The organism is Streptococcus xiaochunlingii, from assembly GCF_006385805.1.
In the GTDB taxonomy this organism is placed as follows: Bacteria; Bacillota; Bacilli; order Lactobacillales; family Streptococcaceae; genus Streptococcus; species Streptococcus xiaochunlingii.
Map to the genome: position 1 here is coordinate 262,039 of NZ_VFSG01000001.1, position 25,631 is coordinate 287,669.

23 protein-coding genes and 1 pseudogene are annotated in these 25,631 nt (G+C 44.0%); 19 read left to right on the plus strand and 5 right to left on the minus strand.

What is annotated here, in order from left to right; genetic code table 11:
- Positions 1 to 978, minus strand: coding sequence for a Gfo/Idh/MocA family protein (locus tag FJR71_RS01390; protein WP_140813884.1), 978 nt, complete (start codon positions 976 to 978; stop codon positions 1 to 3).
- A gap of 207 nt (positions 979 to 1,185) precedes the next feature.
- Between FJR71_RS01390 and udk the strand changes: the two genes are divergently transcribed.
- The 5 genes from udk to FJR71_RS01420 all read left to right on the plus strand — a co-directional run bounded on the left by udk (position 1,186) and on the right by FJR71_RS01420 (position 5,134).
- Positions 1,186 to 1,821, plus strand: coding sequence for a uridine kinase (udk, locus tag FJR71_RS01400; protein ID WP_048691384.1), 636 nt, complete (start codon positions 1,186 to 1,188; stop codon positions 1,819 to 1,821).
- Between the two features lie 66 nt (positions 1,822 to 1,887).
- Complete coding sequence (locus FJR71_RS01405) at positions 1,888 to 2,559, plus strand: YoaK family protein (protein ID WP_140813885.1); 672 nt, start codon at positions 1,888 to 1,890, stop codon at positions 2,557 to 2,559.
- A gap of 150 nt (positions 2,560 to 2,709) precedes the next feature.
- Entirely contained in the window at positions 2,710 to 3,207 is a 498-nt protein-coding gene (locus FJR71_RS01410; RefSeq protein WP_140813886.1) for a GAF domain-containing protein, read from the plus strand.
- Entirely contained in the window at positions 3,207 to 4,883 is a 1,677-nt protein-coding gene (gene dnaX, locus FJR71_RS01415; RefSeq protein WP_140813887.1) for a DNA polymerase III subunit gamma/tau, read from the plus strand. Before FJR71_RS01410 ends, dnaX begins: the two co-directional genes overlap by 1 nt.
- A 38-nt stretch (positions 4,884 to 4,921) precedes the next feature.
- Entirely contained in the window at positions 4,922 to 5,134 is a 213-nt protein-coding gene (locus tag FJR71_RS01420; protein ID WP_140813888.1) for a DUF3272 family protein, read from the plus strand.
- Between the two features lie 41 nt (positions 5,135 to 5,175).
- Here FJR71_RS01420 and birA read toward each other — a convergent pair whose 3' ends face one another.
- Together birA and FJR71_RS01430 are read right to left on the minus strand one after the other, a co-directional pair.
- On the minus strand, positions 5,176 to 6,117 hold the full coding sequence (birA, locus tag FJR71_RS01425) for a bifunctional biotin--[acetyl-CoA-carboxylase] ligase/biotin operon repressor BirA (protein ID WP_140813889.1): 942 nt from the start codon (positions 6,115 to 6,117) through the stop codon (positions 5,176 to 5,178).
- 29 nt (positions 6,118 to 6,146) lie between these two features.
- Positions 6,147 to 7,148: a LacI family DNA-binding transcriptional regulator gene (locus tag FJR71_RS01430; RefSeq protein ID WP_140813890.1), complete on the minus strand. Its 1,002-nt coding sequence runs from the start codon at positions 7,146 to 7,148 to the stop codon at positions 6,147 to 6,149.
- Between the two features lie 141 nt (positions 7,149 to 7,289).
- On the opposite strand from FJR71_RS01430, the gene FJR71_RS01435 reads away from it, so the two are divergent.
- From FJR71_RS01435 to FJR71_RS01490, 12 genes and pseudogenes are all read left to right on the plus strand, one after another.
- Complete coding sequence (locus tag FJR71_RS01435) at positions 7,290 to 8,456, plus strand: galactokinase (protein WP_140813891.1); 1,167 nt, start codon at positions 7,290 to 7,292, stop codon at positions 8,454 to 8,456.
- Positions 8,457 to 8,472: 16 nt separating this feature from the next.
- A complete protein-coding gene (galT, locus tag FJR71_RS01440) occupies positions 8,473 to 9,945 on the plus strand; it encodes a UDP-glucose--hexose-1-phosphate uridylyltransferase (protein WP_140813892.1) in 1,473 nt (490 codons plus the stop codon).
- Between the two features lie 64 nt (positions 9,946 to 10,009).
- Positions 10,010 to 11,008 (plus strand): UDP-glucose 4-epimerase GalE, encoded by a 999-nt coding sequence (gene galE, locus FJR71_RS01445; protein ID WP_140813893.1) that lies wholly within the window; start codon positions 10,010 to 10,012, stop codon positions 11,006 to 11,008.
- Between the two features lie 123 nt (positions 11,009 to 11,131).
- Positions 11,132 to 12,424: pseudogene (locus FJR71_RS01450) on the plus strand (PTS transporter subunit EIIC).
- Positions 12,411 to 13,271: an alpha/beta hydrolase gene (locus FJR71_RS01455; protein WP_140813894.1), complete on the plus strand. Its 861-nt coding sequence runs from the start codon at positions 12,411 to 12,413 to the stop codon at positions 13,269 to 13,271. The pseudogene FJR71_RS01450 and the gene FJR71_RS01455 overlap by 14 nt, the downstream one beginning before the upstream one ends.
- 108 nt (positions 13,272 to 13,379) lie before the next feature.
- A complete protein-coding gene (locus tag FJR71_RS01460) occupies positions 13,380 to 14,528 on the plus strand; it encodes a DUF4767 domain-containing protein (RefSeq protein ID WP_140813895.1) in 1,149 nt (382 codons plus the stop codon).
- Positions 14,529 to 14,666: 138 nt separating this feature from the next.
- Positions 14,667 to 15,116, plus strand: a complete 450-nt coding sequence (locus tag FJR71_RS01465; protein WP_048690932.1) for a MarR family winged helix-turn-helix transcriptional regulator — start codon at positions 14,667 to 14,669, stop codon at positions 15,114 to 15,116.
- 18 nt (positions 15,117 to 15,134) lie between these two features.
- On the plus strand, positions 15,135 to 15,989 hold the full coding sequence (locus FJR71_RS01470; protein ID WP_048690934.1) for an SDR family oxidoreductase: 855 nt from the start codon (positions 15,135 to 15,137) through the stop codon (positions 15,987 to 15,989).
- Positions 15,982 to 16,710 (plus strand): ATP-binding cassette domain-containing protein, encoded by a 729-nt coding sequence (locus FJR71_RS01475; RefSeq protein WP_140813896.1) that lies wholly within the window; start codon positions 15,982 to 15,984, stop codon positions 16,708 to 16,710. Before FJR71_RS01470 ends, FJR71_RS01475 begins: the two co-directional genes overlap by 8 nt.
- Positions 16,703 to 18,223, plus strand: coding sequence for an ABC transporter permease/substrate-binding protein (locus FJR71_RS01480; protein ID WP_140813897.1), 1,521 nt, complete (start codon positions 16,703 to 16,705; stop codon positions 18,221 to 18,223). Before FJR71_RS01475 ends, FJR71_RS01480 begins: the two co-directional genes overlap by 8 nt.
- Positions 18,224 to 18,826: 603 nt before the next feature.
- Positions 18,827 to 19,621: a nicotinamide riboside transporter PnuC gene (gene pnuC, locus FJR71_RS01485; protein WP_048690940.1), complete on the plus strand. Its 795-nt coding sequence runs from the start codon at positions 18,827 to 18,829 to the stop codon at positions 19,619 to 19,621.
- A 125-nt stretch (positions 19,622 to 19,746) separates the two neighbouring features.
- Positions 19,747 to 20,685, plus strand: a complete 939-nt coding sequence (locus tag FJR71_RS01490; RefSeq protein ID WP_140813898.1) for an AEC family transporter — start codon at positions 19,747 to 19,749, stop codon at positions 20,683 to 20,685.
- Positions 20,686 to 20,731: 46 nt separating this feature from the next.
- Here FJR71_RS01490 and FJR71_RS01495 read toward each other — a convergent pair whose 3' ends face one another.
- Both FJR71_RS01495 and FJR71_RS01500 read right to left on the minus strand, forming a co-directional pair.
- On the minus strand, positions 20,732 to 21,064 hold the full coding sequence (locus FJR71_RS01495) for a hypothetical protein (RefSeq protein ID WP_048690947.1): 333 nt from the start codon (positions 21,062 to 21,064) through the stop codon (positions 20,732 to 20,734).
- 31 nt (positions 21,065 to 21,095) lie between these two features.
- Positions 21,096 to 21,641 (minus strand): TetR/AcrR family transcriptional regulator, encoded by a 546-nt coding sequence (locus tag FJR71_RS01500; RefSeq protein WP_048690949.1) that lies wholly within the window; start codon positions 21,639 to 21,641, stop codon positions 21,096 to 21,098.
- Positions 21,642 to 21,777: 136 nt separating this feature from the next.
- On the opposite strand from FJR71_RS01500, the gene FJR71_RS01505 reads away from it, so the two are divergent.
- On the plus strand, positions 21,778 to 22,686 hold the full coding sequence (locus FJR71_RS01505) for a cation diffusion facilitator family transporter (protein ID WP_048690951.1): 909 nt from the start codon (positions 21,778 to 21,780) through the stop codon (positions 22,684 to 22,686).
- 111 nt (positions 22,687 to 22,797) lie between these two features.
- On the plus strand, positions 22,798 to 25,323 hold the full coding sequence (locus tag FJR71_RS01510; RefSeq protein WP_140813900.1) for an ABC transporter ATP-binding protein/permease: 2,526 nt from the start codon (positions 22,798 to 22,800) through the stop codon (positions 25,321 to 25,323).
- The last annotated feature ends 308 nt before the right edge of the window (positions 25,324 to 25,631 follow it).

Consider the following 25,631-nt stretch of genomic DNA (forward strand, 5'->3'; position numbering starts at 1 on the left):
TTAGTTTTCGTCCTTAAAGTGTATTCCAGCATCTTGGCGCATAGCGTAGAGAGCTTGGTGGACCATCTGTCCGGTTTGAAGCCAAGTCTGGTAAAGTATCTGGTCGCCCTCTGTCATCATGCTAGCAAAGGCCTGGGCTTCTTCTAGCATGTTATGAGGGGCGGGAGTGATTGGAAGCTGGTAGCTGTTTCCAGAATGATCTTGAAAAACTACCTCGTTAACGGCTTCAATGCCACTCAGAAAGAGGGTGCCATCTGTTGTGTAGATTTCAGCAGGAAGATTGCTAGTCACATCCTTGCCGGCTTGAATGCCGATGACAAAGTCTGAATAAACCAAGCTACCATGTCCGTTCAAATCGATTGAATTAGGCAATTGCCGCGCCTGATAGGCTACTGATTCAGGTTGACCAAAGAGGCCGATTGCAAAGTAGAGGGGATAGACACCCAAATCCATAAGGGCTCCGCCAGCAAACTGGTCAGAGAAAATATTAGGTGTAGCCCCTTTCAGGAGTTCGGGCATTTTAGAGGAGTATTTGGCATAGGTCATGTGGCCACCCAAGATGGTTTTGTCTTTGAGAAAGTCTTGGATGGTCGCAAAGGCTTTTTCATGATAGTTGCGAGCTGCTTCAAAGAGATAGACCTGGTGCTCCTTGGCCAATTTGACCAACTCTTCCCATTCCTTTGGAGTAGTGACGGCTGGTTTTTCAAGGATGACATGTTTCTTAGCTAGGAGGGCTAATTTTGCCTGGGGATAGTGGAGTGAATTGGGACTAGCAATGTAGATGACATCCAGGTCACTATCTAGAAAGGCAATCAGATCATCATAGAGGGCTACTTGTCCATAGGGTTGGGCGAAGCTACGAGCCTTCTCTAAGGTCCGTGAATAGACCGCCTTTAACTCATAGTGGCCTGTTTCTTTAGTTGCGGCCAGGAAGGAATGGGAGATGGCACTGGTGCCGATGATACCAAGTTTCAGCATGGCAGCTCCTTTCAATCAGGTATTTACTGGTTTCATTATATCATGTTTCACCCTAAAAAGATGGAATGGGCCTTTCGAACTGGGACGGAAGGGGAAAGGAGATCCTTCTTTGATTTTGGATGAAAGCCATAGAAAAATGGTTCAAGTCGTGGTCAAGTGACCGCTTTTGTGATAGAATAAATAGGATTATAGAAAATGGAGAAGAAGATGCGAAACAGACCAATTATTATCGGTGTAACAGGCGGTTCTGGTGGGGGAAAAACTAGTGTTTCTCGGGCAATTTTGTCCCACTTCCCGGATGAGAAGATTGCCATGATTGAGCACGATTCTTATTACAAGGATCAAAGCCATTTAACCTTTGAAGAGCGGATTCAGACCAACTATGACCATCCTTTTGCCTTTGATACAGACCTCATGATCGAGCAAATCAATGAGTTGTTGGCTGGACGTCCGGTTGATATTCCAACATATGACTATGCAGCGCATACGCGTAGTGCTAAGACTTATCGCCAGGAGCCTCAGGATGTCTTTATCGTTGAGGGGATTTTGGTCTTGGAGGACAAGCGTCTTCGTGACTTGATGGATATCAAGATTTTCGTTGATACTGACGATGATGTGCGGATCATTCGCAGGATCAAGCGAGATATGGAAGAGCGCGGTCGGAGTTTGGACAGCGTCATCGAGCAGTACTTGGGAGTGGTGAAGCCGATGTACCATCAGTTTATCGAGCCAACCAAGCGCTATGCGGATGTCATCATTCCAGAAGGAGTGACCAATACTGTAGCCATCGATTTGATTACGACCAAGATTGAGAAGATTTTGAGCGAATCACGTGAAGGATAAGATAACAAGTGAGAGAGGTTAGGAAGTTGTGTCCCAGCCTCTTTTCCATGACAAATAAGGAGAAATATGAAAAAGTTAAGAAGGGAGTTTCACTCCAGAAGTAAGGCCTTTGCCTGCCTGCTGACTATGTGTGCGGGTTTTTCAGATGCCTACACCTTTATTGAAAGAGGAGGGACCTTGGCGGCTGGCCAAACGGGAAACGTGGTCTTTCTATCCGTTGGGTTAATTGGCCATGAAATATCTGATGTGGAGGTCAAACTAGCCACCATGTTAGCCTTTATGATCGGGATTTTTTTGATGACCGTCTTTCAGCGCTTCTTTAGTCATTCGGTTTGGCGGCTTAGTACCTTGGTGCCCTTGGTCCTGACGACCTTGGTGGCTGGCTTTCTGCCAAAAGAAGTGCCCAATGTTCTGATCGTGCCTTTCTTTGGACTGAGCTTGGGGATTGTAGCCATTTCCTTTGGAGAAGTCGATGGCTATGCTTACAACCATTCCTTTATGACAGGGAATCTCAAGAAGACCATGGTCGCTTACGGGAATTTTGTGCGGGATCGCAAGATGGAGTTTTTCTGGGAATCCCTCTTTATGACCTCCTTGATTGGGAGTTTTGTCGGAGGGGCTATTCTTTCGACCTTCCTCATCCAATATTATGGACTTCGGACAATTTGGTTTGTTTCCCTTGTTCTGACCATCTTTCTGACATATCGGGCGATTCAATATGTTCGGAGAGACGCTTAAATGAATTTTTACAAAGTCAGGGACCTTGCACCCTGGCTTTTTTATTGAGAACATTTGCTTGGTACTTCTGATGTCTAGTCGGGTTTTTATCAAGGCTTGCTCCGTGGTAAATACTTAATTTTCTAGCCAAAGTTTGGTATAATAAAGGGTATGAATACGCAAGAAAAAGAATCAAATTACAAACTCTTACTAGCCCAGTTAGAAGCTCTTTTAGAAGGAGAGAGCAATGCCTTGGCCAATTTAGCCAATGCCAGTGCTCTGCTCAATCAAGCTCTACCTCATTCAGTCTTTGCAGGTTTTTACCTCTATGATCAAAAAGAGTTGATTTTAGGCCCCTTTCAAGGACAGGTATCTTGTGTCCATATCGCTCTAGGAAAAGGTGTCTGTGGAGAATCAGCAGAGAAAAGAGAGACGCTGGTCATCGAGGATGTGACCCAGCATGCCAATTATATCTCTTGTGACAGTCGGGCCATGAGTGAGATTGTGGTCCCTATGGTCTTGAATGACCAGTTGCTGGGAGTGTTGGATCTAGATTCGGATCGGGTGGGAGATTATGACGACCTGGATCGCCTTTATTTGGAACGTTTTGTAGCCATCTTGCTCGAAAAAACAAATTGGAATTTTAGGATGTTTGGAGTAGTAGACTAATGTATCAAGCCCTCTATCGTAAATACCGAAGCCAGACCTTTGGCCAGCTTGTAGGGCAGGAGGTTATTGCGACGACCCTTCGACAAGCTGTCGAACAGGGGAAAATTAGCCATGCCTATCTCTTTTCTGGCCCTCGTGGGACGGGGAAGACCAGTGTGGCGAAAATTTTTGCCAAGGCCATGAACTGCCCCAACCAAAAAGGGGGAGAACCTTGTAATGATTGCTATATCTGTGAAGCCATTACCAATGGCAGTTTAGAGGATGTCATTGAGATTGACGCGGCCTCTAATAATGGAGTGGATGAAATCCGTGATATTCGTGACAAATCCACCTATGCGCCTAGTTTGGCCCCTCATAAGGTCTATATCATTGACGAGGTGCACATGCTCTCGACAGGCGCTTTTAATGCCCTTCTCAAGACCTTGGAAGAACCAACAGAAAATGTAGTCTTTATTTTAGCAACAACAGAGTTACATAAGATTCCAGCAACTATTCTTTCGCGGGTTCAGCGCTTTGAATTCAAATCTATCAAGACTCCGGCCATCCAAGACCACCTAAAAGCTGTTTTGGACAAAGAAGGGATTGATTACGAAGAAGAAGCTGTAGCCATTATTGCCCGTCGGGCCGAAGGTGGGATGCGGGATGCCTTGTCCATTTTGGACCAAGCCCTCAGTCTGACATGTGAAGCTCGATTGACCACTGCAACAGCAGAAGAAATCACAGGCTCCATCAGTCAAGAAGCCTTAGATCTCTATGTTGCAGCCTTGTCAGCACAAGATGCAACAGCTGCCTTGGACCAGTTGAACCTGATCTTTGATAATGGGAAAAATATGGCCCGCTTTGTGACGGACCTCTTGCAGTATTTGCGGGATCTCTTGATCGTTCAGACAGGTGGGGAAAATCTCCATGTCAGTGAGCGATTTAACCAGAATCTAGCTATTCCACAAGCGACCCTCTTTGCTTGGATTGACCTCGCGACGAAGAGCTTAGCGGATATCAAAAACAGTCTGCAACCGAAGATTTACACGGAGATGATGACCATTCGCTTGGCAGAATACAAGGGGGAGAGCCCTTCGGCTAGTCAAGCGGCTCTTCCAGCAGATTTCTTGGTCCAAATGGACCAGCTCAAAAGAGAAGTCGAGTCTCTGAAGAATCAGTTTGCCCAAGCAGCGAATGAGGCTCCTGTGGGCAAGTCCGCACCAGCTCGTCCTCAGAAGTCCAGCAAGGGCTATCGAGTGGATCGTAATAAGCTTCAAGCCATCTTACAAGAAGCGGTTGAAAATCCAGATTTGGCCCGTAACAATCTCATTCGCCTACAAAACGCCTGGGGGGAAATTATTGAAAGCCTAGCAGGAGCAGATAAGGCCTTGCTGGTTGGTTCCCAACCGGTTGCGGCCAATGAACGTCATGCGATTTTAGCCTTTGAGTCTGCCTTCAATGCTGAACAGACCATGAAGCGTGATAACCTCAATACCATGTTTGGCAATATTTTAAGCAATGCGGCAGGTTTCTCTCCGGAGATTCTGGCTATTTCCATGGAAGAATGGACCCAGGTTCGGGCGGAATTCTCTAAGAAAGCGCGTGGTCACAAGGAAGAGGTCGAAGTGGCAGAAGAGTCTGTTATTCCGGAGGGCTTTGATTTCCTCTCTGATAAAATTACGGTCCAAGAAGACTAGCCTGTGCTTTTTCTAGAAAATCGTGGTAGAATAACAATATGAATAAACGTCAATTTTGGAGTCTGGCTATTTTTACAGCCTTTGAAACCTATTTTTTTAATGATGCTGTGATGAGAGAAAGCTACTTCGCAGCAATCTTTTGGGCTCTCTTGATATTAAGAAATTTACAAGTCAGCTATATCTTAGGGAAGTTGGTCGAAAGTATCGATCAACAGCTCAATCAGAAAAAACGAGATAAGTATAAAAAATAAGCACCGACTGGTGCTTATTTTTTTTGAGTTGTTGGTCTATTTTACAAATCCCATTGCTTGAGGGAGATTTCGCCACTGTTGAGCCAGCGTTCTTGGCCGTCCGTCAGTTGGACTAGTAGTTGTCCATTGTCCGAGATATCCTTGGCCAGGCCTTGGTAGCTGGTCTGATTTTGTTCGAAGCAGACTTCCTTACCTAGGACTAGTGAGCGCTGCTTGTAGAGGTAGATTAGCTCCTCTTCTGGTGTGTTGAAAAATTCCTTCCAAATCTCAGCAATCAGTTCATTGCGGCTAATGGGAGGCTGGGAGTCAAAGAGGGAACCAGCCTTGTCCTTCAGTTCCTTTGGAAAATCGGTGATGGCAAAATTGATCCCCACTCCAATGATGACATCTGTAATAAGGCCTGTTTCGATGGAGCTGATGGCTTCGGTCAGAATGCCCCCGACCTTTTTCCCCCTGTAGTAGATATCATTGACCCACTTAATATCGATATCCAATAAGGCCAGATTTTTCAGGGCCTTGTAGATGGCTGCTGCGACCATGAGGGTATAGGCAGGAGCTTGATCAAAGGGGAGGTTGGGCTTGAGATGGAGAGACATGTAGATCCCCCCTTGAGAAGGGCAGAAGTAGTCACGCCCAAAACGTCCCTTACCTGCTGTCTGGAAAGGAGCCAGATAAAGAGTAGAAGATTGTCCTCCAGCTTCCATGGCATTCTTGGCATCTAACTGAGTGGATTGGCACTGGGGATTATAGGAGACTGTTAGAGGACAATACTCCTCGATAACTTGGGGAATGAGGAGGTCTCCGGATAGGATCTTGTAGCCTCGATTTTTGACGGACTCAATCTCGATGCCTTCTTTTTCTAGACGCTGAATGGCCTTCCAGATAGACGTGCGAGACAGTCCCATTTCTTGGGCTAGTTGCTCGCCATTGACATAATCTTGAGCTTGGGCTAAGGTTTGGTATAAAATTTCGTGTGTTTTCATAAGTTTTGATTTTCGGAAAGGATGGTGGATCATCCATTCTTTGTGCTTTCTCTAATAGTTAGCTTGGTTCCTAGCATAGTGAGGGTTGGTATTTCTCTTGGAGATAGGACTTGTTTATTTAGGACATCCATAGCGGTTCGTCCCATTTCTTCTGTAAAAACAGTGATGGTCGAGAGGGGAGGAAAGACTTGCTTGGCTAAACTTGTATCATTAAAGGAAATGAGTTGGATATCATCAGGGACCTTGATACCGGCCTCTTGAAAAGCTCGGAGAGCCCCAATGGCCAAACTATCACTCGAAACAAAATAGGCATCTGGTAAGGGTGAGTCAGACTGAAGCCGAGAGGAAATGAGGTCATAGCCTGATTGAGCTGTAAAACTTCCTGTGAGGATGAGTTCAGGGTGGTAAATACTTCTTTCAATACAATAGTTTCGATAGGCTCGTCGCCGAGGATCTGGGATACTTTCCAATAGGTCAGTTGTTTTTTCCTCACCAGTTAGGAGGCCAATTGTTTGACAGCCTTGTTTTCGTAAATAGGAAAGGGCAGTCTGTACAGCATTTTCAAATTCAGTCGTGACACAAGGGTGTCCTTGGTTAAGGGTGTTACTATCGACAAAAACCAGAGGCTTGTCTAGACGTTCTAACTCGACAATTTGAACCCTACTAAACTTTCCAATACAAAGGACTCCAATAACTTCCTCACCTAATCGAAAAGGAATATCATTGAAATAGCGGAGAATCCCATAGTCGAAATCCTGTGCTCTTTTTTCAATGCCTAAGCGGATGTTGTAGTAGTAGAGGTCGTCCAGCTCTCCCTCTTCACTTTTCCATTGGATGATGACAATTTGTTGTTTTTCTTTTTTAAAGTTCCCACTTTTCTGATGTCTGGTGTAGCCTAGTTCGTCAGCAACAGTCAAAATTCTGTGGCGGGTTTCCTCCGATACAGAAAGACTGGCATCTTGGTTCAGAACACGAGAAACAGTGGCGATGGATACGTTTGCGAGGTTAGCAATATCCTTTAATGTGGCCATTCGTTTTCTCCTTCTTCCTTCTAGTATATCATAGGTTTGGTCATGTTAGCGGATTTTACTAAAATTTTAGTAAAATTATTGATTTGTTGTATGAAAGGGGTTACACTAGAGGTAAATAACTATATAAGTGAGGTAATCTCAATGAATACTCAAGAACTTCGGGAAGCTTTTCAAACCGTCTTTGGAGCAGAAGCGGATCATACCTACTTCTCACCAGGTCGAATCAATCTGATCGGTGAACACACGGACTATAACGGAGGGCATGTTTTCCCTGCAGCCATTACGCTTGGTACCTATGGAGCAGCAAGAAAGCGCGAAGACAAGGTTTTGCGTTTCTTCTCTGCTAACTTTGAAGACAAGGGCATCATTGAAGTCCCGCTTGAAAATCTTCATTTTGAAGAGGAGCACAATTGGACCAACTATCCAAAAGGCGTGCTTCATTTCTTGCAGGAAGCTGGTCACACCATTGATGTTGGCATGGATGTCTATGTTTACGGCAATATTCCAAATGGATCTGGCCTTTCTTCCTCAGCCTCACTAGAGATGTTGACAGGAGTCATTGCGGAAACCATCTATGGTCTTAAAGTGGATCGGGTAGAACTGGTTAAGATTGGAAAACAAACGGAAAATCATTTTATCGGGGTCAACTCTGGCATCATGGATCAGTTTGCCATCGGTATGGGGGCTGATCAACGGGCCATTTATCTGGATACTAACACTTTGAAATATGATTTGGTGCCCCTTGATTTGAAAGACAATGTCGTCGTGATTATGAATACCAATAAACGCCGGGAATTGATTGATTCAAAATACAATGAACGTCGTGCGGAATGCGAAACAGCTGTCTCTGAACTCCAAGAAAAACTAGACATCCAAACCTTGGGTGAATTGGATGTCTGGGATTTTGATACCTATAGTTACTTGATCAAGGATGAAAATCGCATCAAACGAGCTCGCCATGCTGTACTCGAAAACCAACGGACTCTCCAAGCTCGTAAGGCTCTTGAGGAAGGAGATTTGGAAGGCTTTGGCCGGTTCATGAATGCTTCCCATGTATCCTTGGAGCATGATTACGAAGTGACCGGCTTGGAATTAGATACTCTAGTTCATACAGCTTGGGAACAAGAAGGAGTGCTTGGTGCTCGTATGACGGGTGCAGGATTTGGAGGCTGTGCCATCGCCCTTGTCAACAAGGACAAGGTTCAAGCCTTTGAAGAAGCTGTCGGCAAACGCTATGAGGAAGTTGTCGGCTATGCTCCAAGCTTTTACATTGCTGAAGTAGCAGGAGGCAGTCGCATTTTAGATTAGGAGAGAAGGAGACAAAATGGCACAAGGAATTCTAGATGCATTTGTGACAGAAGTGATTGCAGTGAGCCACTTTGAAGAGTTAGATCGGATCTATCTAAAAAATCGGATCATGAGCTTGGTCGGAGAAGAGGGCGTGGACCAACCAGTTAAAAAAGAAGGATTGTTGGCGCTTAAAGACCAACTCATCGAGCTCGCCCTTGCTAACGGTCAGATTGAGGAAACCATGGCAGCTCAGGATAGTCTGGGAGCCGAGTTAATGAATTTGATCACTCCTCGTCCTAGTCAGGTAAATCATCATTTCTGGGAGACTTACCGTCAGTCCAAGGAAGACGCGATTGCTGATTTCTATGCCCTCTCCAAGCGCAACAACTACATCAAGGTAGATGCTATCGCGCAAAATATCGCCTTTGAAGCAGAGACTGCTTATGGTCCGCTAGAGATTACGATCAACCTCTCCAAACCAGAAAAAGATCCCAAAGAGATAGCAGCGGCACGTCAGGCCAAAGCCAGTCATTATCCTGCTTGCCAGCTTTGCATGGAGAATGAGGGCTATCAAGGTCGCCTAGACCATCCTGCTCGTGCCAATCACCGGATCATTCGCTTTGACATGGACGGTCATGACTGGGGCTTCCAGTATTCGCCTTATGCCTACTTTAATGAACACTGCATTTTCCTCGATAGTCAACATGTTCCTATGGCCATCAGTCGCAAGACCTTTGAGCGACTTTTGACCATTGTAGAGACTTTTCCAGGCTATTTTGCAGGGTCCAATGCAGATCTTCCCATTGTGGGGGGGTCGATCTTGACTCATGACCACTATCAAGGGGGACGCCATACCTTCCCTATGGAACTGGCTCCTGTTGGGGAAAGCTTTACCATTGAGGGCTTTGAGGCTGTCTCAGTAGGGATTGTCAACTGGCCCATGTCTGTGCTTCGTTTGCAATCGGATGACAAGGCGCAATTGATTGACCTGGCGGACCATATCCTAAAGACCTGGCGAGGTTACTCGGATCCAGCCGTTCAAGTCTTGGCCACATCCGACGGTCAACCCCATCATACCATTACCCCCATTGCACGAATCCGTGATGGGCATTATGAACTGGACTTGGTGCTCCGTGATAACCAAACCTCACCAGAGCATCCAGATGGCATTTACCACCCACATGCTGATGTGCAACACATCAAAAAAGAAAATATCGGCCTCATCGAAGTCATGGGCTTGGCCATCTTGCCTCCTCGGCTTAAGAAAGAGCTCAAGCAGGTCCAAGACTATCTGCTCGGTCGTGAATGCAGTGTGGCTCATTACCACCAAGAATGGGCAGCTGACTTGAAAGCCACTCACCCATCCATTACAGAAGAAGCAGAGGCTGAGGCCATTGTCCGTGAATCGGTCGGCCAAATCTTTGCGCGGGTACTGGAAGATGCGGGTGTCTACAAGCGAACAGCAGAAGGTCAAGCAGCCTTTAGACGCTTTGTCGCAACACTTTAAGGATGGAGAAGAGGCAGAAATTTGGTACAATAAGAGAGAAGACAAAGAAGCGAAAGGAAAACAAATGGCAATACTCGTACTCGGAGGAGCTGGCTATATCGGTTCCCACATGGTAGACCGCTTGGTCAATGAAGGACAGGAAAAAGTCGTGGTGGTAGATAGCCTGGTCACAGGCCATCGTGCAGCGGTGCATCCAGATGCCGTCTTTTACCAAGGAGACCTGGCGGATCAAGATTTCATGCGCACTGTTTTTAAGGAACATGCAGATATTGACGCCGTCATCCACTTTGCGGCTTACTCACTGGTTGCTGAGTCTATGGCGGATCCATTGAAATATTTTGACAATAATACAGCTGGCATGGTCAAACTCTTGGAAGTCATGCATGAATGTGGGGTGCGCTATATCGTCTTTTCTTCAACCGCAGCCACCTATGGTATTCCAGAAGAAATTCCGATTCTTGAAACCACTCCACAAAAACCAATTAATCCCTATGGCGAAAGCAAACTCATGATGGAAACCATAATGCGCTGGGCCGATCAAGCCTATGGCATCAAGTATGTCCCCCTTCGTTACTTTAATGTAGCGGGTGCCAAGCCAGACGGGTCCATTGGCGAAGACCATGGACCAGAGACCCATCTCCTGCCAATCGTCTTGCAAGTGGCGCAAGGCAAACGCGAAAAGATCGCAATTTTTGGAGATGACTACAATACACCAGATGGGACCAATGTTCGGGACTATGTCCATCCATTTGATTTAGCTGATGCTCATCTGCTAGCAGTGGAGTATCTGCGTAATGGTAATCCATCTACCGCCTTTAATCTGGGCTCATCGACCGGATTCTCTAATCTTCAGATTGTCGAAGCAGCCCGCAAGGTGACGGGTCATCCGATCCCACTTGAGATTGCAGATCGCAGACCAGGAGATCCAGATACCTTGATCGCATCCTCTGAGAAGGCGCGTGCGATCCTCGGTTGGCAACCAAAATTTGACAATATCGAAACCATCATCCAAACAGCTTGGGCATGGCATTCCAGCCACCCAGATGGGTACAATGATCGATAAGAAGGAAACTCAAGTCAGTTGGCTTGAGTTTTTTGTGTAGACTAATATGCTATAATGAAGTAAACAGAAGGGTGTGCTCGAATAGTGTCACCTAACGGATCAATAAGGATAGTAGGAGCAACAATGACAAAATATTTGGCGCAAAAATTTCTCTGGTTTCGAGAGCGTGGATTCGTACAAATCAGCCAGAAGACCTTGGTCTCTCTCTTTCCATTTTTACTTTTCTCAGCAATTGTTCAAGTGATTTCCCAGTCTCTCTTTTCAGATAGGGGCTATGTAAATATGCTTTTTTCTGTCTCGGATTGGTTCCCAGGATTTCAGCTCACGGGTCAGGTTTTGTCCAATCTATCAAGTTTTATAGGAGGTTTTGCTGGCCCATTAGCAACCTATTTTGCAGGGAAATACACAGCTGGACATTATGGAAGAAGTACAGGGACGGCTGGTGTAACAGCTCTTTTAGTCAGTTTTATTGTTAGCTCACAGGGCTTGTTGATGGGCCCTCTTCCTGATGGACAATTATCTCCTATCCATCTATCTGCGTCGACCAATATTTTCTTAGCGATTTTTTTAGGTTATTTAATTGGCCAGATTTTTCGCCTATCAAAAGCTAGTGACGATCAAATCGTGAATAAAGACTTCATTTATCAACCCAAGACTGTTCGTCCGATTTTCTTGTCTCTACTCTTAGGTGTCAGTCTAAATGGTCTCTAAATCCTGGGGAATCAGTACCGTGTTCTTCAGACTATCGCTCAGTTTTTCAGTTCACTAACGGTGACCAGTCATCACCTCTTATCCACCTTTGTCATGGGACTCTTGAATGGCTTATCGGGTTGGGTCGGGAACAGTCAGGTTTTTGCCTTGAACTCGATTGCGGATGACAGTTTTGCCTTAGAAAATCTGACTTATGCTGTAACCCATCATACGACGACAGGCATTCCTTATCCCTATACCTTGACTAACTTGTACCGCAGTTTTGGCATGGTGGCAGGAGTTGGTGCAGTTTTAGCTTTATTGGTAGCGATCTTACTGGTTTCACGGAGTCAAAAGGATAGGAAGGTTAGTCTCCTCAGTCTGTTTCCAAGTCTCTTTAACAATGGGGCTTCTTTCATGGTAGGAATTCCCATCCTCCTCAACCTGCTCTATGTGATCCCCTTCTTATTGATCCCCTTGGTAAATATGACAATTGCAGCTTTAGCCTTATTTTTAAAACTCATGCCGGCAGCTGTCTACCCAGTGCCAGATGGGACACCTAGTCTTCTCTATGCCTTTATTGGGACTGGAGGAAGCCTAAGAGCTTTAGGTGTCAGTCTCTTTTGCTTTGCCCTAGATGTAGCACTCTATATTCCCTTTGTCCGCATGGGCAACCAAGTTCGAAAAGATTTGCTAGAAGAAGTAGGAAGCCATGAAAGTCTCTAAAAAAACAGTGCTAATTTTCACCTTGGTCTGTCTTTTCTTGCTTGGGTTAGCCGTCCCTTCTTATAGCTGGACTCGAAAAAATGTCCAAAAGATCGAAAAATTCTATAATTCAAAACTATCGCCAATTATCATGATTCCTGGAAGTTCTGCGACGGAAAATCGTTTTGATGGCTTGGTGACCAAGCTCAACCAAGACCGGCAAGGAACCAAACACAGCCTTCTAAAGGTTAAGGTCTGGAACGATGGTAGGATTACTTATAGTGGGAGCATTGATGCCAAAGACAATGAGCCGATTATCGTGATTGGTTTTGAAAACAACAAGGATGGTTACAGCAATATCAAAAAGCAAGCCAAGATGGTGAACCAAGCCTTTGAAGCTCTACAATCCAAATACAACTTCAATAACTTTAAAGGACTAGGTCATTCCAATGGCGGCTTGATCTACACAGCCTTTATTGAAAATTATTTAGGGGATTATGATGTGGATCTGAAGACCCTCATGACCATTGGGACCCCTTATAACTTCACCGAGACCAATATCAAAAACAAATCAGAGATGTTGGCGGACTTTATCAAGGCTAGAGAAGCTATCCCAACAACTCTTCATATGTATTCGGTAGCAGGTACTATCACCTATGACTCAGATGAGTTGGTTCCTGATGCTAGTGTGTCCGCTGGCAAGTATATCTATCAAAATCAAGCGGAGACCTACACGGAGATTACCGTTACGGGAGAGGATGCCCAGCATTCGGATCTTCCAACAAATGATGAAGTAGTTGCCTTAATCAAGCAGCATCTTGAAAGCCAGGATAATCCGGGTCGTCGAGAGCAAAAGAATCCAAATTAAATCAAACAGAATAAGATGGTTTTACACAAATCATCAGGTGTAGCCTTCTTTTTTGGTATAATATAGAGAAAAGTACAGCTATCAAGGATGACACAAAAGGAGAAACTTATGAAACGAAAAGAGAAATTGGGAGCAGTCATTCTCCTAGCAACAGGACTTGTTACGGTTGGTTGTAGCAAACGGACTCCTCGACATTCTAGTCAGTTGAATAACAGCTCGGAAACATCGTCGATATCATCTTCCGGTAAAAAAGTTACTAAAAAAGAGGTGAAAAAGGATTACAAGAAGTTGTACCAGCCCATATTTGAGGATTATCAAAAGATTTTGTCCTCGCCAAAGGATACAGCAAGTATTGCAAGTCTCTATCAAAGTTTACAAGCAACTGAGCGTCCAATCAATAGTTGGGCAATCGAGAATGCAGTTAACCAAGCAGATGAAATGCGTTATGCCTTTGCAGATTTGAATAATGATGGGATAGAGGAACTGTTGATTGCAGACCTAAATGTGAGTGGCAAATATTTCTTAACCGGTCTTTATTATTTGCAAGCTGGGAAACCAGTCCTTTTAGCAGAAGGGTTCGTGGCAGGCCATGGTGGAGCAAGAAATGCTGCTCTTGTCTATAAAGAAGGAGAAGTTTTGGAGCTTAGCTGGTCCTCAGGTACGGGTCAAGGTTATGGAACTCTTTATCAGCTTAATGCTAAGCAAAAGCAAGCGACTATCCTCCAAGAAAAAGAGATTCAAATACAAGCAAATGATATTGCTGCTGATTTTGGAAAAAATGCATCCGATCAAATTGATTTAAGAGGTCTCGAATGGCAGGAATTTGAAGTTTCTGGTCGTACAACTAAATCAGAAACACAACTAAAAGCTCCTTGGAATGCTAACAAATCGGCGAAACTCGAAGCTTTTATAAAAGACTGGGGAGAAAGACTAGGACAACCCAATTACCAAAAGGGGATCGCAGGAGGGGATGTAGGGCCTGACCACCTCTATACACTTAGGGATGATGGACCAAGTGAGAAAATGAATGCCGAGTATACGGATACAGGTCTAGGAAATGCTCAATATCGAATTGTAGAACGCTACAGTAATTGGGATAAATTTCCAGATGTTCATAGTTATTTTTTCGCTATCACCAATACGGGAGAACCGATCGTCTTTCATTCAGATACAACTAATGGAGGACAAATGTATCTTAAACCGACAGAAAATACTGAACTCCAGGCAGAGTTCAAACGCTTAGTGGAAGAAGAGTAATTTTTATTATCCAGAGTTTGGTCTTGGCCAAACTCTTTTTTTAAAAAAATAATATTTCGATATCGAAATAGTTGACAGATGTAATTCAGGGTGTTACAATAGTTCAAAAAGTTCGATATAGAAGAATAAGGAGTTGAAATGAACAAGGGGTTAGGGGGCTATCAAGCTCTACAGATTCGTTTGTTAAACGGGCGTATCTTTCAAAAACTCTTGAGCAAGGAACCAGATGCTCAATACAGAAGTGAACAGGGAAAAATTTTAACGATTTTATGGAAGCAAGAGTTGGGGTGCGCTACTGCGACCGATATCGCTCTTGCGACGGGTCTAGCCAATAATACATTGACCAGTATGGTTAAGAAATTGGAAGAACAAGGCTTGGTCACGATTCAACCTTGTACGCAGGATAAAAGGAAAAAATATATCTCTTTGACAGACCTCGGTTGGGCGCAAAAAGAGATTGGCGACCGTGTCAGCAACGAACTTGGAGAGATTTTTTATCAAGGATTTTCTGATCAAGAAATCCAGGAATTTGAAGCTTATCAAGAGCGTATTATCTCAAATCTAAAAGCTAAAGAGAATGACATCTAGGGAAAGGAAGTAACAGTTATGATTGGAATAACAGGTGTAACAGGGAAATTAGGTTCCTATATGGCTGATCTTGTTGATAAAAAAGGAATCGCTTCAGTCCATCTAGCAAGAAGCCCAGAGCGTGCAAAAGTTTACGCGTCTGCGGAAATCCGTAAAATAGTGTATGCCAATACTCCAGAGGTGGTTGAGGCCTTGAAGGGTATCGATATCTTGTTGATGGTTTCTGCTAGGGAAAATCCAGAGCGTGTCAAGGAGCACAAGGAGTTTTTAGATGCTGCAAAGCTAGCGGGGGTGCAGCAAATTGTTTATACCTCCTTTTATGGGGCAGATGAGAAGGCAACTTTCACTTTGTCTCGAGATCATGCCCAGACGGAAGCCTATATCAAGGAGTCAGGGTTCACCTACACTTTTTTGAGAGATAATTTTTACTTGGACTTCTTGATTGATATTGCGCTTGAAAATGGAGAAATTCGTGGTCCAGCAGGAAGTGGTCTTGTGTCAGCTGTTGCCCGTAAGGACACATCTAGGGTTGCGGCAGAGATTCTTTTAAATCCTAAGGAGTGGGAAAATCAAACCTTGAATCTGACAGGGCCAGAGGATCTTTCCATGGAAGAAATCGTAGCGCTCCTCTCAAAAGAGAGCGGTAAGACCATCACGTATGTAGATGAATCAGTAGAAGAAGCCTATGAGTCACGGAAAAAATGGCCAGCACAAAACTGGGAGTACGATGCCTGGGTCAGTACCTATACAGCGATTAAAGCTGGCGAACAGGCTGGGGTTTCAACAGATGTCGAAAAAGTCCTAGGGCATCCAGCAAGTAGTCTATTGGATATTCTTAGAGATAGAAAATTTATTGAGGAAGAACATGATTGAATACAAACATGTAGCATTGCGCTACACGGATAATAATATTTTAAAAGATGTCAATCTCCGAATTGAAAATGGAGAATTTATGGTACTAGTGGGTCCTTCAGGATCTGGAAAGACCACCATGCTCAAGATGGTCAACCGTCTCTTGGAGCCGACAGATGGAAATATCTATATGGATGGGAAACGGATCAAGGACTATGATGAACGGGAGTTACGTCTCAGTACCGGCTATGTCCTTCAAGCCATTGCCCTATTTCCTAACCTGACAGTTGCGGAAAATATTGCTCTCATTCCTGAGATGAAGGGCTGGAGCAAGGAGCAAATCTCCTCCAAAACAGAAGAACTCTTGGCCAAGGTTGGCCTACCTGCTGCAGAGTATGCAAATCGCATGCCTAGTGAATTATCTGGTGGGGAGCAACAGCGGATTGGCATTGTGCGAGCTATCATTGGGGAACCAAAGATTCTATTGATGGACGAACCTTTTTCAGCCTTGGATGCCATCTCTCGCAAGCAGTTGCAGGCTCTTACAAAAGATTTACATAAAGAATTCGGCATGACGACCATCTTCGTAACCCATGATACGGACGAGGCTTTGAAATTAGGCGACCGGATTGCAGTACTGCAAGAAGGAGAGATTGTGCAGGTGGCGGATTCTAAAATCATCCTAGTCAAGCCAGCCAACGACTTTGTCGCAGATTTATTTGGAGGTGCTCACCATGTCTAAACTACTTGCAACCTTTCAAGAACGATTTGGGGACTGGCTCACTGCACTGGGGCAACATTTGCAACTGTCATTACTGACCTTGCTCCTTGCTGTTTTTCTGGCTGTCCCGCTAGCTGTTTATTTAAGTACACGCAAGAGAGCTAGCAACTGGGTCTTACAGGTAGCTGGGATCTTCCAGACCATTCCTTCCATGGCCCTTCTCGGCCTCTTCATTCCTATTATGGGGATTGGGACGCTTCCGGCCTTGACAGCTCTCGTCATCTATGCCATTTTCCCCATCCTTCAAAATACCATCACCGGTTTGCAAGGGATAGACCCAAGTCTAGAAGAAGCAGGGGTCGCCTTTGGAATGACCAAGTGGGAACGACTCAAGAAGTTCGAGATTCCCTTGGCCATGCCCGTCATTATGTCTGGAATACGGACAGCAGCTGTGATGATTATCGGGACGGCTACCCTAGCTGCCTTGATTGGAGCAGGAGGACTCGGTTCCTTTATCCTTCTGGGGATTGACCGCAATAATGCCAGTCTGATTTTGATCGGTGCTCTGTCTTCTGCCTTCTTAGCCATCGCCTTTAACCTTCTTCTCAAATGGATGGAAAAGGCTAAATTGCGGACCATCTTTGCGGCCTTTGCTTTCATGGTCCTTGGATTGGGAGCTAGCTATGCACCAAGTCTTCTTCCAAAACCAGAAAAAGAAAACCTGGTCATTGCTGGGAAGTTAGGACCAGAACCCGAAATTCTAGCTAACATGTATAAGATCTTGATCGAGGAAAACACGGACATGACAGTGACCGTCAAGCCGAATTTTGGGAAGACCACCTTCCTCTATGAAGCCCTGAAAAAAGGGGACATCGCTATCTATCCAGAGTTTACAGGGACCGTGACCGAAAGTCTCCTCAAGCCAGCACCACAAGTCGGTCATGATCCAGAAGCAGTCTACAAAGCAGCCCGAGATGGGATCAAACGACAAGACGACTTGGCCTTGCTCAAACCCATGGCTTATCAGAATACCTACGCTGTCGCGGTGCCTAAGAAAATTGCCCAAGAGTATGGCCTTAAGACCATTTCCGACTTGAAAAAGGTAGAAGGACAACTCAAGGCAGGCTTTACCTTGGAGTTTAACGACCGAGAGGACGGAAACAAGGGATTGCAGAAGGTCTATGGTCTTAATCTACAAGTCTCCACCATGGAGCCAGCCCTTCGCTACCAGGCGATCCAGTCTGGCGATATCCAGATAACAGATGCCTACTCAACGGATGCCGAGCTGGCTCGTTATGACCTGGTGGTCCTTGAAGATGACAAGCAACTCTTCCCACCTTATCAAGGGGCGCCCCTCATGAAAACTTCATTGCTCGAAAAACACCCTGAGTTGGAAGCTGTTCTCAATAAGTTGGCTGGTAAAATCACAGCAGACCAAATGAGCCAGATGAATTACCAAGTCGGAGTAGAAGGCAAGTCTGCTAATCAAGTGGCACGTGACTTTCTGGTGAAAGAAGGGTTTATCAAAAAATAATCCGAATTTTAAATTGAAATAAGTCACTTTATTTAAGTTGTTTCAGATTGAAGATAAAATACTCAAAATAGCTTTCCTTAGGTGAGTGCGGACGTCAGCGAACTTCGAAGAAGTTCCATGACTAATTATTGAGCCTAAGGTCTCAATAATTCCGAGTTCTAGAAACACTAGTGTTTCTAGAACTTTTCTCACAGAGGAAAGTTTCAGAAGATGGTTGAATAAATCTAATAAATAATATTATTTCATCTTTAAAGAAGTTATTAGATTGATATAAAAGAACAGTTTGTCTACAGTCTCAACAAACATCAGAAATGGTGTTTGTTTTTTATAGCAGTTATCTCCAATTGATTTTCTGAAGTCTTCAGGGATGTTTGATCTATTTTTTAATTCCCGAACGTTTTTAGGAAAATTTCAGAAAAATCTTGACTTCTATGAAAATAGGCGTATGATTGGTTGTGAACTGTTGAACAATCTTTTTCAAGAGAATCCCTGATGTCGACTAAGGGATCTGTGAAAGGAGAAGCAGTTCAAATTAAAAATCTATAGAGCGTTGCGTCCGAAAGTCTAAATAGACACGGCTCTTTAAAAACAAAAGGAGAAAAAATGAATACTTATTTCCAAAAGAAACTCGCAAATGCCAAAGTGACTCTCAGTGAGATGTCAGGTGGTTACCACAGGATGGTTGCCGGGATGAAGAAGCTTGGCTTTCTTGGGAGCTTAAAAGCAATCTGGAAAGACCTCTTTGCCCATCGTAGCTTAGGAGGCTGGATTTACCTCTTGGTATTGGGAAGTTTCCCACTGTGGTTGGAGCTTATATACGAGCACCGCATAGTGGATTGGACTGGGATGATTTGTAGTCTAACAGGGATTATCTGCGTGATCTTTGTATCGGAAGGTCGTGCTAGTAACTACCTCTTTGGTTTGATCAATTCTATTATCTATCTGATATTGGCCTTACAAAAAGGCTTTTACGGTGAGGTTTTGACAACCCTATACTTCACAGTCATGCAGCCGATTGGCCTTCTGGTATGGATTTATCAAGCTCAATTCAAAAAAGAACAACAAGAATTTGTTGCCCGTAAATTAGATAAGGTCGGATGGACCAAGTATCTATCTATTAGCGTGCTTTGGTGGTTAGTTTTCGGGCTTATATATCAGTCAATTGGGGCCAATCGTCCGTATCGGGATTCCATCACGGATGCAACAAATGGGGTTGGCCAACTCTTGATGACAGCTGTTTACCGTGAACAGTGGATTTTCTGGGCAGCGACCAACGTTTTCTCTATCTACCTTTGGTGGGGAGAGAGCCTTCAAATTCAAGGGAAATACTTCATTTACTTAATCAACAGTCTAGTTGGTTGGTACCAATGGACGAACGCTGCTAAGAAGGGGTATTAGTGATAATCAATAAAATGCAATAGGTTGGGAATTTTGCCCAACCTATTTTTGTGATATACTAGAGTAGTTTTTGAGACTTATAAAAATGGGTTTTTCTAGTTCAAATATATAAAAAAGGAGAATACATGGACATCTTTTTGAGGAGTATATCGGGGATTCTCGTCATCCTGGGTATGATTTTAGTGGGCTTTGTCATTGGTGAAAAAGGCTGGTTCGATGACAAGTCGCGTGGCCTACTCGCTAAATTGGTCACTCAAGTTGCTCTTCCCTGCTATATGCTCTACACCATCACGCAGCGCTTCACAGCAGAAGATCTACTTAAAATGTTGCCAGCCTTGCGGTTTCCTGCCCTGTCTATGGTTATTTTGCTTGGCATCGCGACAGGAGTAGCCAGAATCTTTGCGGTGAGACAGGACCGTCGTGGCCTCTTTATTTCCATGTTTTTTAACTCCAATACCATCTTCGTGGGGCTTCCTATTAACCAAGCCCTCTTTGGAGATGCCAGCATTCCCTATGTTTTGATCTATTACATGTGCAATACGACCTTTTTCTGGACCTTGGGGACCTATCTCATCCAGCGGGATGGTGAGGGAGAAGCTCAGTTTGATCTCAAAACGAGTCTGAAAAAAGTCTTTTCTCCGCCACTCATGGGCTTTCTCTTGGGACTAGTCTTGGTGATGCTGCAGATCAAGTTGCCAGCCTTTCTAGCCAGTGATTTGCAGTATCTGGGTAATTTAACAACCCCTTTATCCATGATATTCATCGGTTTGTCAGTGTCTCATGTAGGTGTGAAGCAGTTGGTTCTGGGAAAAGATCAGCTATTGATTCTACTAGGTCGCTTCCTGGTTGCTCCACTCTTAATGGCTTCCATCGTTTACTGGATGCCTCTTCCAAACTTGATGAAGCAAGTCTTTATCATCCAGTCCGCCATGCCTGTGATGACCAATGCGCCAGTTGTTGCCAGACTCTACGGTGCTGATAGTAATTATGCATCCGTCATGGTGACAGAGACGACCCTTGCAACCATGGTGGTGATCCCTATTCTCATGCTGTTGATGGCTTAATAAATAAAAAGAGCTCAAGTTTTCATTGAAAAAACCTGAGCTTTTCTTATATGAGAGCTAATAAAATTGTAATCACCAGAGCGATGCCCACTCGAATAACATGATGAACTGGTTTGAAGTTTTCTTTGTGCTTGCCATTCCAATAGGCCCCGTAGCAAATCAAACCACAGCCAATCATCCAAAGGAATAAAGCAACAATCGGTAAAAAGAAGTAGAGGATGAGAGAAAAGGTCGCAAGGCAACTTCCGATGAATAGAAGTCGATTTCCTAGAGTATTCTTGCCCTTTCTTAATTCTGAAAGGCTGGCCAATAAATGAAGGAGGGGAAAGGCAAGGGCTAAGAAGGCTGTAAAAATACCAAGAAGAATAAGGAGGTTCATAAGATTTCCTTTCTAGCTAGAAAAATGATGTTTATTCTTGTTTAGCTGTCATTTCCATAACATCTAAATAAAAGCTAACAACTTCTTGCTCGTTATAAGCTTTCCCTTTTCTCAACCACCAGGTCAGAGTTTCGATGAAGTTAGTAACGACAAAGTGCTTGAGGTAAGAAGTTGGAATTCTAGGATGAGCTGTTTTTAAATCATCTGCCACCATAGGATAGACATGGGCTTCTAATTCCTTATGAAGTTGACGGAGAAAATAATCATTTTTGGAGAGAAGGAGGCTGGTTACGTGGTCTTGATTTTCTCGGAAATGGAGAAAGATGTGAGCCAGGTAGTCTTCTGCAGCTAGGTGTGCCTCTCTCTCAAACAAGTGATGGAATAGGTAGTGGCAGAGTTCGTCAAGCAATAGTTCCTTGCTTTCATAATGACTGTAAAAGGTAGACCTCCCAACATCTGCCCGATCAATAATATCTTGAACAGTCGTCGCTTGATAACCTTTACTATTTAACAGTTCTAAGAAGGCTGTATAGATCGCTTTTCTTGTTTTAGCAATCCGCCGGTCGGTTTGACTCATATAGACAATTCGAACAAACTGTTCAGTAACGTACATAAAGAACGGTTTGCTTCTATCCTTTCTAAATAGAGTAGGAGATAATACTAGTGAGAGAATCATCTATTCCCATTATACCATATATTAAAGGAGGTCAAAAATGAGTTCAAAATTTGCTGTTTGGCTGGCTTTTGTCTTAAATTTTAGCTTTGCCATCATCGAATTTATCTTTGGCGGTCTCTTTGGCTCCAGTGCAATCTTAGCGGATGCTGTCCATGACTTGGGAGATGCCTTGGCTATTGGTATCTCAGCTTTTCTCGAAAGTATTTCCAATCGGGAGGAGGACAGCCACTATACCCTGGGCTACAAGCGCTTTAGCCTCTTGGGGGCCATCCTGACAGCAGTCATCCTCATAACAGGCTCTAGTTTAGTCATTCTAGAGAATATCAGCAAGCTAATCGAGTCTCAGCCGGTGGATCATGAGGGAATGCTTTGGTTGGGAGTCATTGCGATTGCCATAAATCTAACAGCCAGTCTCATCGTCCGTAAGGGGCAGACTAAGAATGAATCCATCCTGAGTCTCCATTTCCTTGAGGATACACTAGGTTGGTTGGCAGTGATTGTCGTCGCCATCATCTTGCGCTACACTGATTGGTACTTCCTCGATCCCCTCTTATCTCTTCTAATTTCTGCGTTCATCTTGTCCAAAGCCCTTCCACGTTTTTGGAGTACGCTCAAGATTTTCCTCGATGCTGTGCCAGAAGGAGTGGATATCCAGCAAGTCAAGAGTGATTTGGAGCAGTTGGACCATGTGACTAGTATCAATCAGCTCAATCTCTGGACCATGGATGGCCTGGAAAAAAACGCCATTGTCCATGTTTGTCTAGAGCATGTCAACCACATGGAGGTTTGTAAAGAAGCGATTCGTACCTTGCTCAAAGATTGTGGTTTCCAAAACATTACCATTGAGGTGGACGAAGACTTGGCTACTCACCGAGCCCACAAGCGCAATATCGAAGAACTGGAAGCTGATCAACATCATGGGCATGATCATCACCACCATCATTAATGAAAATCGAACAATGCTTTGTTGAGGATATTTTTAAAATCATCAATTTAATATATTGACCTCGGATTCAATTTGTGATAGACTACTCATATTTATGAAAGGAACGAGTATATGTTACAACTACAACATATTTCAAAAGTGTATTATACGGGCAATCAAGAGTTTCACGCGTTGAAAGATATCTCGATTCGCTTCCGTAAAAATGAGTTCGTCTCCATTCTCGGACAATCGGGTTCAGGGAAAACGACCCTCTTAAATATCATCGGTGGACTCGACCAATACACATCGGGTGATTTACTCATCCAAGGAAAATCAACCAAGCAATTTAAAGACCGCGATTGGGATAGCTACAGAAACCACACCATCGGATTCGTCTTCCAATCCTATAATCTGATTGGTCACCAAACGGCACTCTCAAACGTCGAGATTGCGATGACGCTCTCTGGTGTTTCTAAAGCGGAACGCAAGAAACGTGCCATCGAAGCGCTCGAACGCGTTGGATTGAAAGACCATTTATATAAGAAACCAAATCAAATGTCTGGCGGACAAATGCAACGAATCGCGATTGCGCGTGCCCTTGTCAATAATCCTAAAGTCGTTTTAGCCGATGAGCCAACAGGAGCGCTCGATTCTGAGACTTCTGTTCAAATCATGGATTTATTAAAAGACATCGCCAAGGAACGTCTGGTCATCATGGTGACGCATAACCCAGAGCTGGCAAAAACCTACTCCACTCGAATCGTACAGGTATTGGATGGAAACATCTTGAGCGACTCGAATCCGTATGAGCCTACAGAAGAAACCAAACAAGGCGACATTCAGTTCACGAAGACAAAGATGAGTTTTCTGACGGCTCTGGCCCTTTCGTTTAATAACTTATTGACGAAGAAAGGCCGTACCTTCCTGACTGCCTTTGCAGGTTCCATCGGGATTATCGGGATTGCCCTTATTCTGTCCCTCTCAAACGGTGTGAGCGACTATGTGAAAAAGGTGCAAGAAGACACTCTCGTCTCTTTGCCACTGACGATTAGCGAGCAAAACCAGAGTAATCTTATGGCAACATCTCCAGACTTGAGTGAAAAGCCTTATAGGGATAAAAACGAACTCGGTGTCAATACGCTTTTAACGAATCTATTGAAAAAACAAATCGGGAAAAACGATATCGCGTCCTTCAAGGCTTACTTGGACGAACACGCATCCGAAGTCGCAAAACTGACAAAAGACATTCGTTACCAATACAACCTGCAACCATATATTTACGCTAGTGACACATCAAACGGTCCAAAGAGCATTCTTCCGTCAAACCTAGCAAGCGAAGTTGATACGGCGAACCAAACGATTAAAGGCTACTTGCAAAACATCGACTATTGGAGCCAACTTTCAAGCGACGAGGCGATGCTTGAAGCGCAATATGACGTGTTAGAAGGTCGTCTTCCAAAGGATAAATCTGAAATCGTCCTTATCGTCGATGAAGATAACCAAATCAGTGACCTGCTCCTTTATAGCTTACGCATCAAAGACCCTAGCGAATTAAACGATGTGAAGAAACTGGACGAACTCAAATCGCAAACGTATCAATATAGTGATTTCATCGGAAAAACATTCAAAGCCGTTGTGAACACGAACCGCTTCGCAAAAGAAAACAACCAATGGATGAATAAAATTGATGACGAAGCGTATATGAAGACGCAAATCGAGAATGGCCTCGAGCTTAGAATCGTCGGCGTTCTTCGTCAAAAAGAAGGCACAAGTTCTGGTGTAAACTCTCCTTCTGGTGGTGTGGCTTATACAAGCGCCCTTATCGATTACACTTCTGAACAAATTCAAAACAGTGACATCGTGAAAGAGCAAGAAGCCAATCCAACCATCAATGTATTTACTGGTAAACCATTTGCCAAAGATCCAAAACCATTCAATTCGGCTGATTTAACCGAAGAAGAAAAAATCCAGTTGGTCAAATTGACGCCTGAACAACAAGCGCAATACATCCAACAATACAACGAAAACTCGGCTGCCACTTACGAGGAAAACCTCGCAAAACTAGGTGTCATCGACAAATCCAAACCGGCTGCCATCGAGTTCTACACCTCTTCGTTCCAACAAAAACAAGAGTTGAAGGACTTCATCAACGCCTATAACACGGCGAAAAAAGACGCCGGCGAAGACGACAAAGTGCTCGCCTACTCCGACGATATTCAAACCATCATGTCCTCGATTACGACAATGGTGGGCGTGATTACAACCGTACTCGTTGGTTTTGTTGCCATCTCGCTCATCGTATCATCGATTATGATTGCGATCATCACGTACATCTCGGTTCTCGAACGTACAAAAGAAATCGGAATCCTACGTGCAATGGGGGCTTCGAAGAAAGACATCCGTCGCATCTTCACCGCCGAAACAGCCATCGAAGGATTTATTTCCGGGGTGCTCGGTATCGGAATTACACTTCTTGCAACACTTCCAATCAATGCCGTCGTTGCGAAAATGACTAACGTGGAGAACGTGGCGCAGTTACCATGGGAAGCAGCGCTCATCCTAATTGGTATCTCCATTGTCCTTACCATGTTAGCTGGTCTCATCCCTTCACGCATCGCCGCAAAGAAAGACCCAGTGGAATCTTTACGTAGCGAATAAAAGCTGTAAACAATAAAGTGGATAGAAGAATGTTTCTTTATCCACTTTTTCTATTGTGTAGAAATTCATAGAAAGGAATTTAAACCATTTCTTCTTACATGAAAGATGGTAATTTCAAATAGATGTTGTTTTCAAAGAATAATACAGTATCGGATTGGGCATAAAAAGATATTTGTTCCACTTTCTTTGAATGATTTCTTTTAATAGCTTGTGTATTGACCTAGAAAATTAGTGTCTTCTTCCAAATGATTTATAAAAGAGTTCCCTAAAGTAAGCCTTTTCATGGTAAAATAGAACAAACATGGAAC

What these genes read in the sequence shown, in the direction of transcription:
- FJR71_RS01490 (WP_140813898.1), top strand. Translation starts at nt 19,747, where the DNA reads ATGGACATCTTTTTGAGGAGTATATCGGGGATTCTCGTCATCCTGGGT.
- FJR71_RS01470 (WP_048690934.1), top strand. Translation starts at nt 15,135, where the DNA reads ATGATTGGAATAACAGGTGTAACAGGGAAATTAGGTTCCTATATGGCT.
- FJR71_RS01510 (WP_140813900.1), top strand. Translation starts at nt 22,798, where the DNA reads ATGTTACAACTACAACATATTTCAAAAGTGTATTATACGGGCAATCAA.
- FJR71_RS01410 (WP_140813886.1), top strand. Translation starts at nt 2,710, where the DNA reads ATGAATACGCAAGAAAAAGAATCAAATTACAAACTCTTACTAGCCCAG.
- pnuC (WP_048690940.1), top strand. Translation starts at nt 18,827, where the DNA reads ATGAATACTTATTTCCAAAAGAAACTCGCAAATGCCAAAGTGACTCTC.
- FJR71_RS01475 (WP_140813896.1), top strand. Translation starts at nt 15,982, where the DNA reads ATGATTGAATACAAACATGTAGCATTGCGCTACACGGATAATAATATT.
- FJR71_RS01430 (WP_140813890.1), bottom strand. Translation starts at nt 7,148, where the DNA reads ATGGCCACATTAAAGGATATTGCTAACCTCGCAAACGTATCCATCGCC.
- FJR71_RS01435 (WP_140813891.1), top strand. Translation starts at nt 7,290, where the DNA reads ATGAATACTCAAGAACTTCGGGAAGCTTTTCAAACCGTCTTTGGAGCA.
- galE (WP_140813893.1), top strand. Translation starts at nt 10,010, where the DNA reads ATGGCAATACTCGTACTCGGAGGAGCTGGCTATATCGGTTCCCACATG.
- FJR71_RS01465 (WP_048690932.1), top strand. Translation starts at nt 14,667, where the DNA reads ATGAACAAGGGGTTAGGGGGCTATCAAGCTCTACAGATTCGTTTGTTA.
- FJR71_RS01500 (WP_048690949.1), bottom strand. Translation starts at nt 21,641, where the DNA reads ATGAGTCAAACCGACCGGCGGATTGCTAAAACAAGAAAAGCGATCTAT.
- FJR71_RS01480 (WP_140813897.1), top strand. Translation starts at nt 16,703, where the DNA reads ATGTCTAAACTACTTGCAACCTTTCAAGAACGATTTGGGGACTGGCTC.
- FJR71_RS01460 (WP_140813895.1), top strand. Translation starts at nt 13,380, where the DNA reads ATGAAACGAAAAGAGAAATTGGGAGCAGTCATTCTCCTAGCAACAGGA.
- dnaX (WP_140813887.1), top strand. Translation starts at nt 3,207, where the DNA reads ATGTATCAAGCCCTCTATCGTAAATACCGAAGCCAGACCTTTGGCCAG.
- udk (WP_048691384.1), top strand. Translation starts at nt 1,186, where the DNA reads ATGCGAAACAGACCAATTATTATCGGTGTAACAGGCGGTTCTGGTGGG.
- FJR71_RS01455 (WP_140813894.1), top strand. Translation starts at nt 12,411, where the DNA reads ATGAAAGTCTCTAAAAAAACAGTGCTAATTTTCACCTTGGTCTGTCTT.
- galT (WP_140813892.1), top strand. Translation starts at nt 8,473, where the DNA reads ATGGCACAAGGAATTCTAGATGCATTTGTGACAGAAGTGATTGCAGTG.
- FJR71_RS01405 (WP_140813885.1), top strand. Translation starts at nt 1,888, where the DNA reads ATGAAAAAGTTAAGAAGGGAGTTTCACTCCAGAAGTAAGGCCTTTGCC.
- FJR71_RS01505 (WP_048690951.1), top strand. Translation starts at nt 21,778, where the DNA reads ATGAGTTCAAAATTTGCTGTTTGGCTGGCTTTTGTCTTAAATTTTAGC.
- birA (WP_140813889.1), bottom strand. Translation starts at nt 6,117, where the DNA reads ATGAAAACACACGAAATTTTATACCAAACCTTAGCCCAAGCTCAAGAT.
- FJR71_RS01420 (WP_140813888.1), top strand. Translation starts at nt 4,922, where the DNA reads ATGAATAAACGTCAATTTTGGAGTCTGGCTATTTTTACAGCCTTTGAA.
- FJR71_RS01495 (WP_048690947.1), bottom strand. Translation starts at nt 21,064, where the DNA reads ATGAACCTCCTTATTCTTCTTGGTATTTTTACAGCCTTCTTAGCCCTT.
- FJR71_RS01390 (WP_140813884.1), bottom strand. Translation starts at nt 978, where the DNA reads ATGCTGAAACTTGGTATCATCGGCACCAGTGCCATCTCCCATTCCTTC.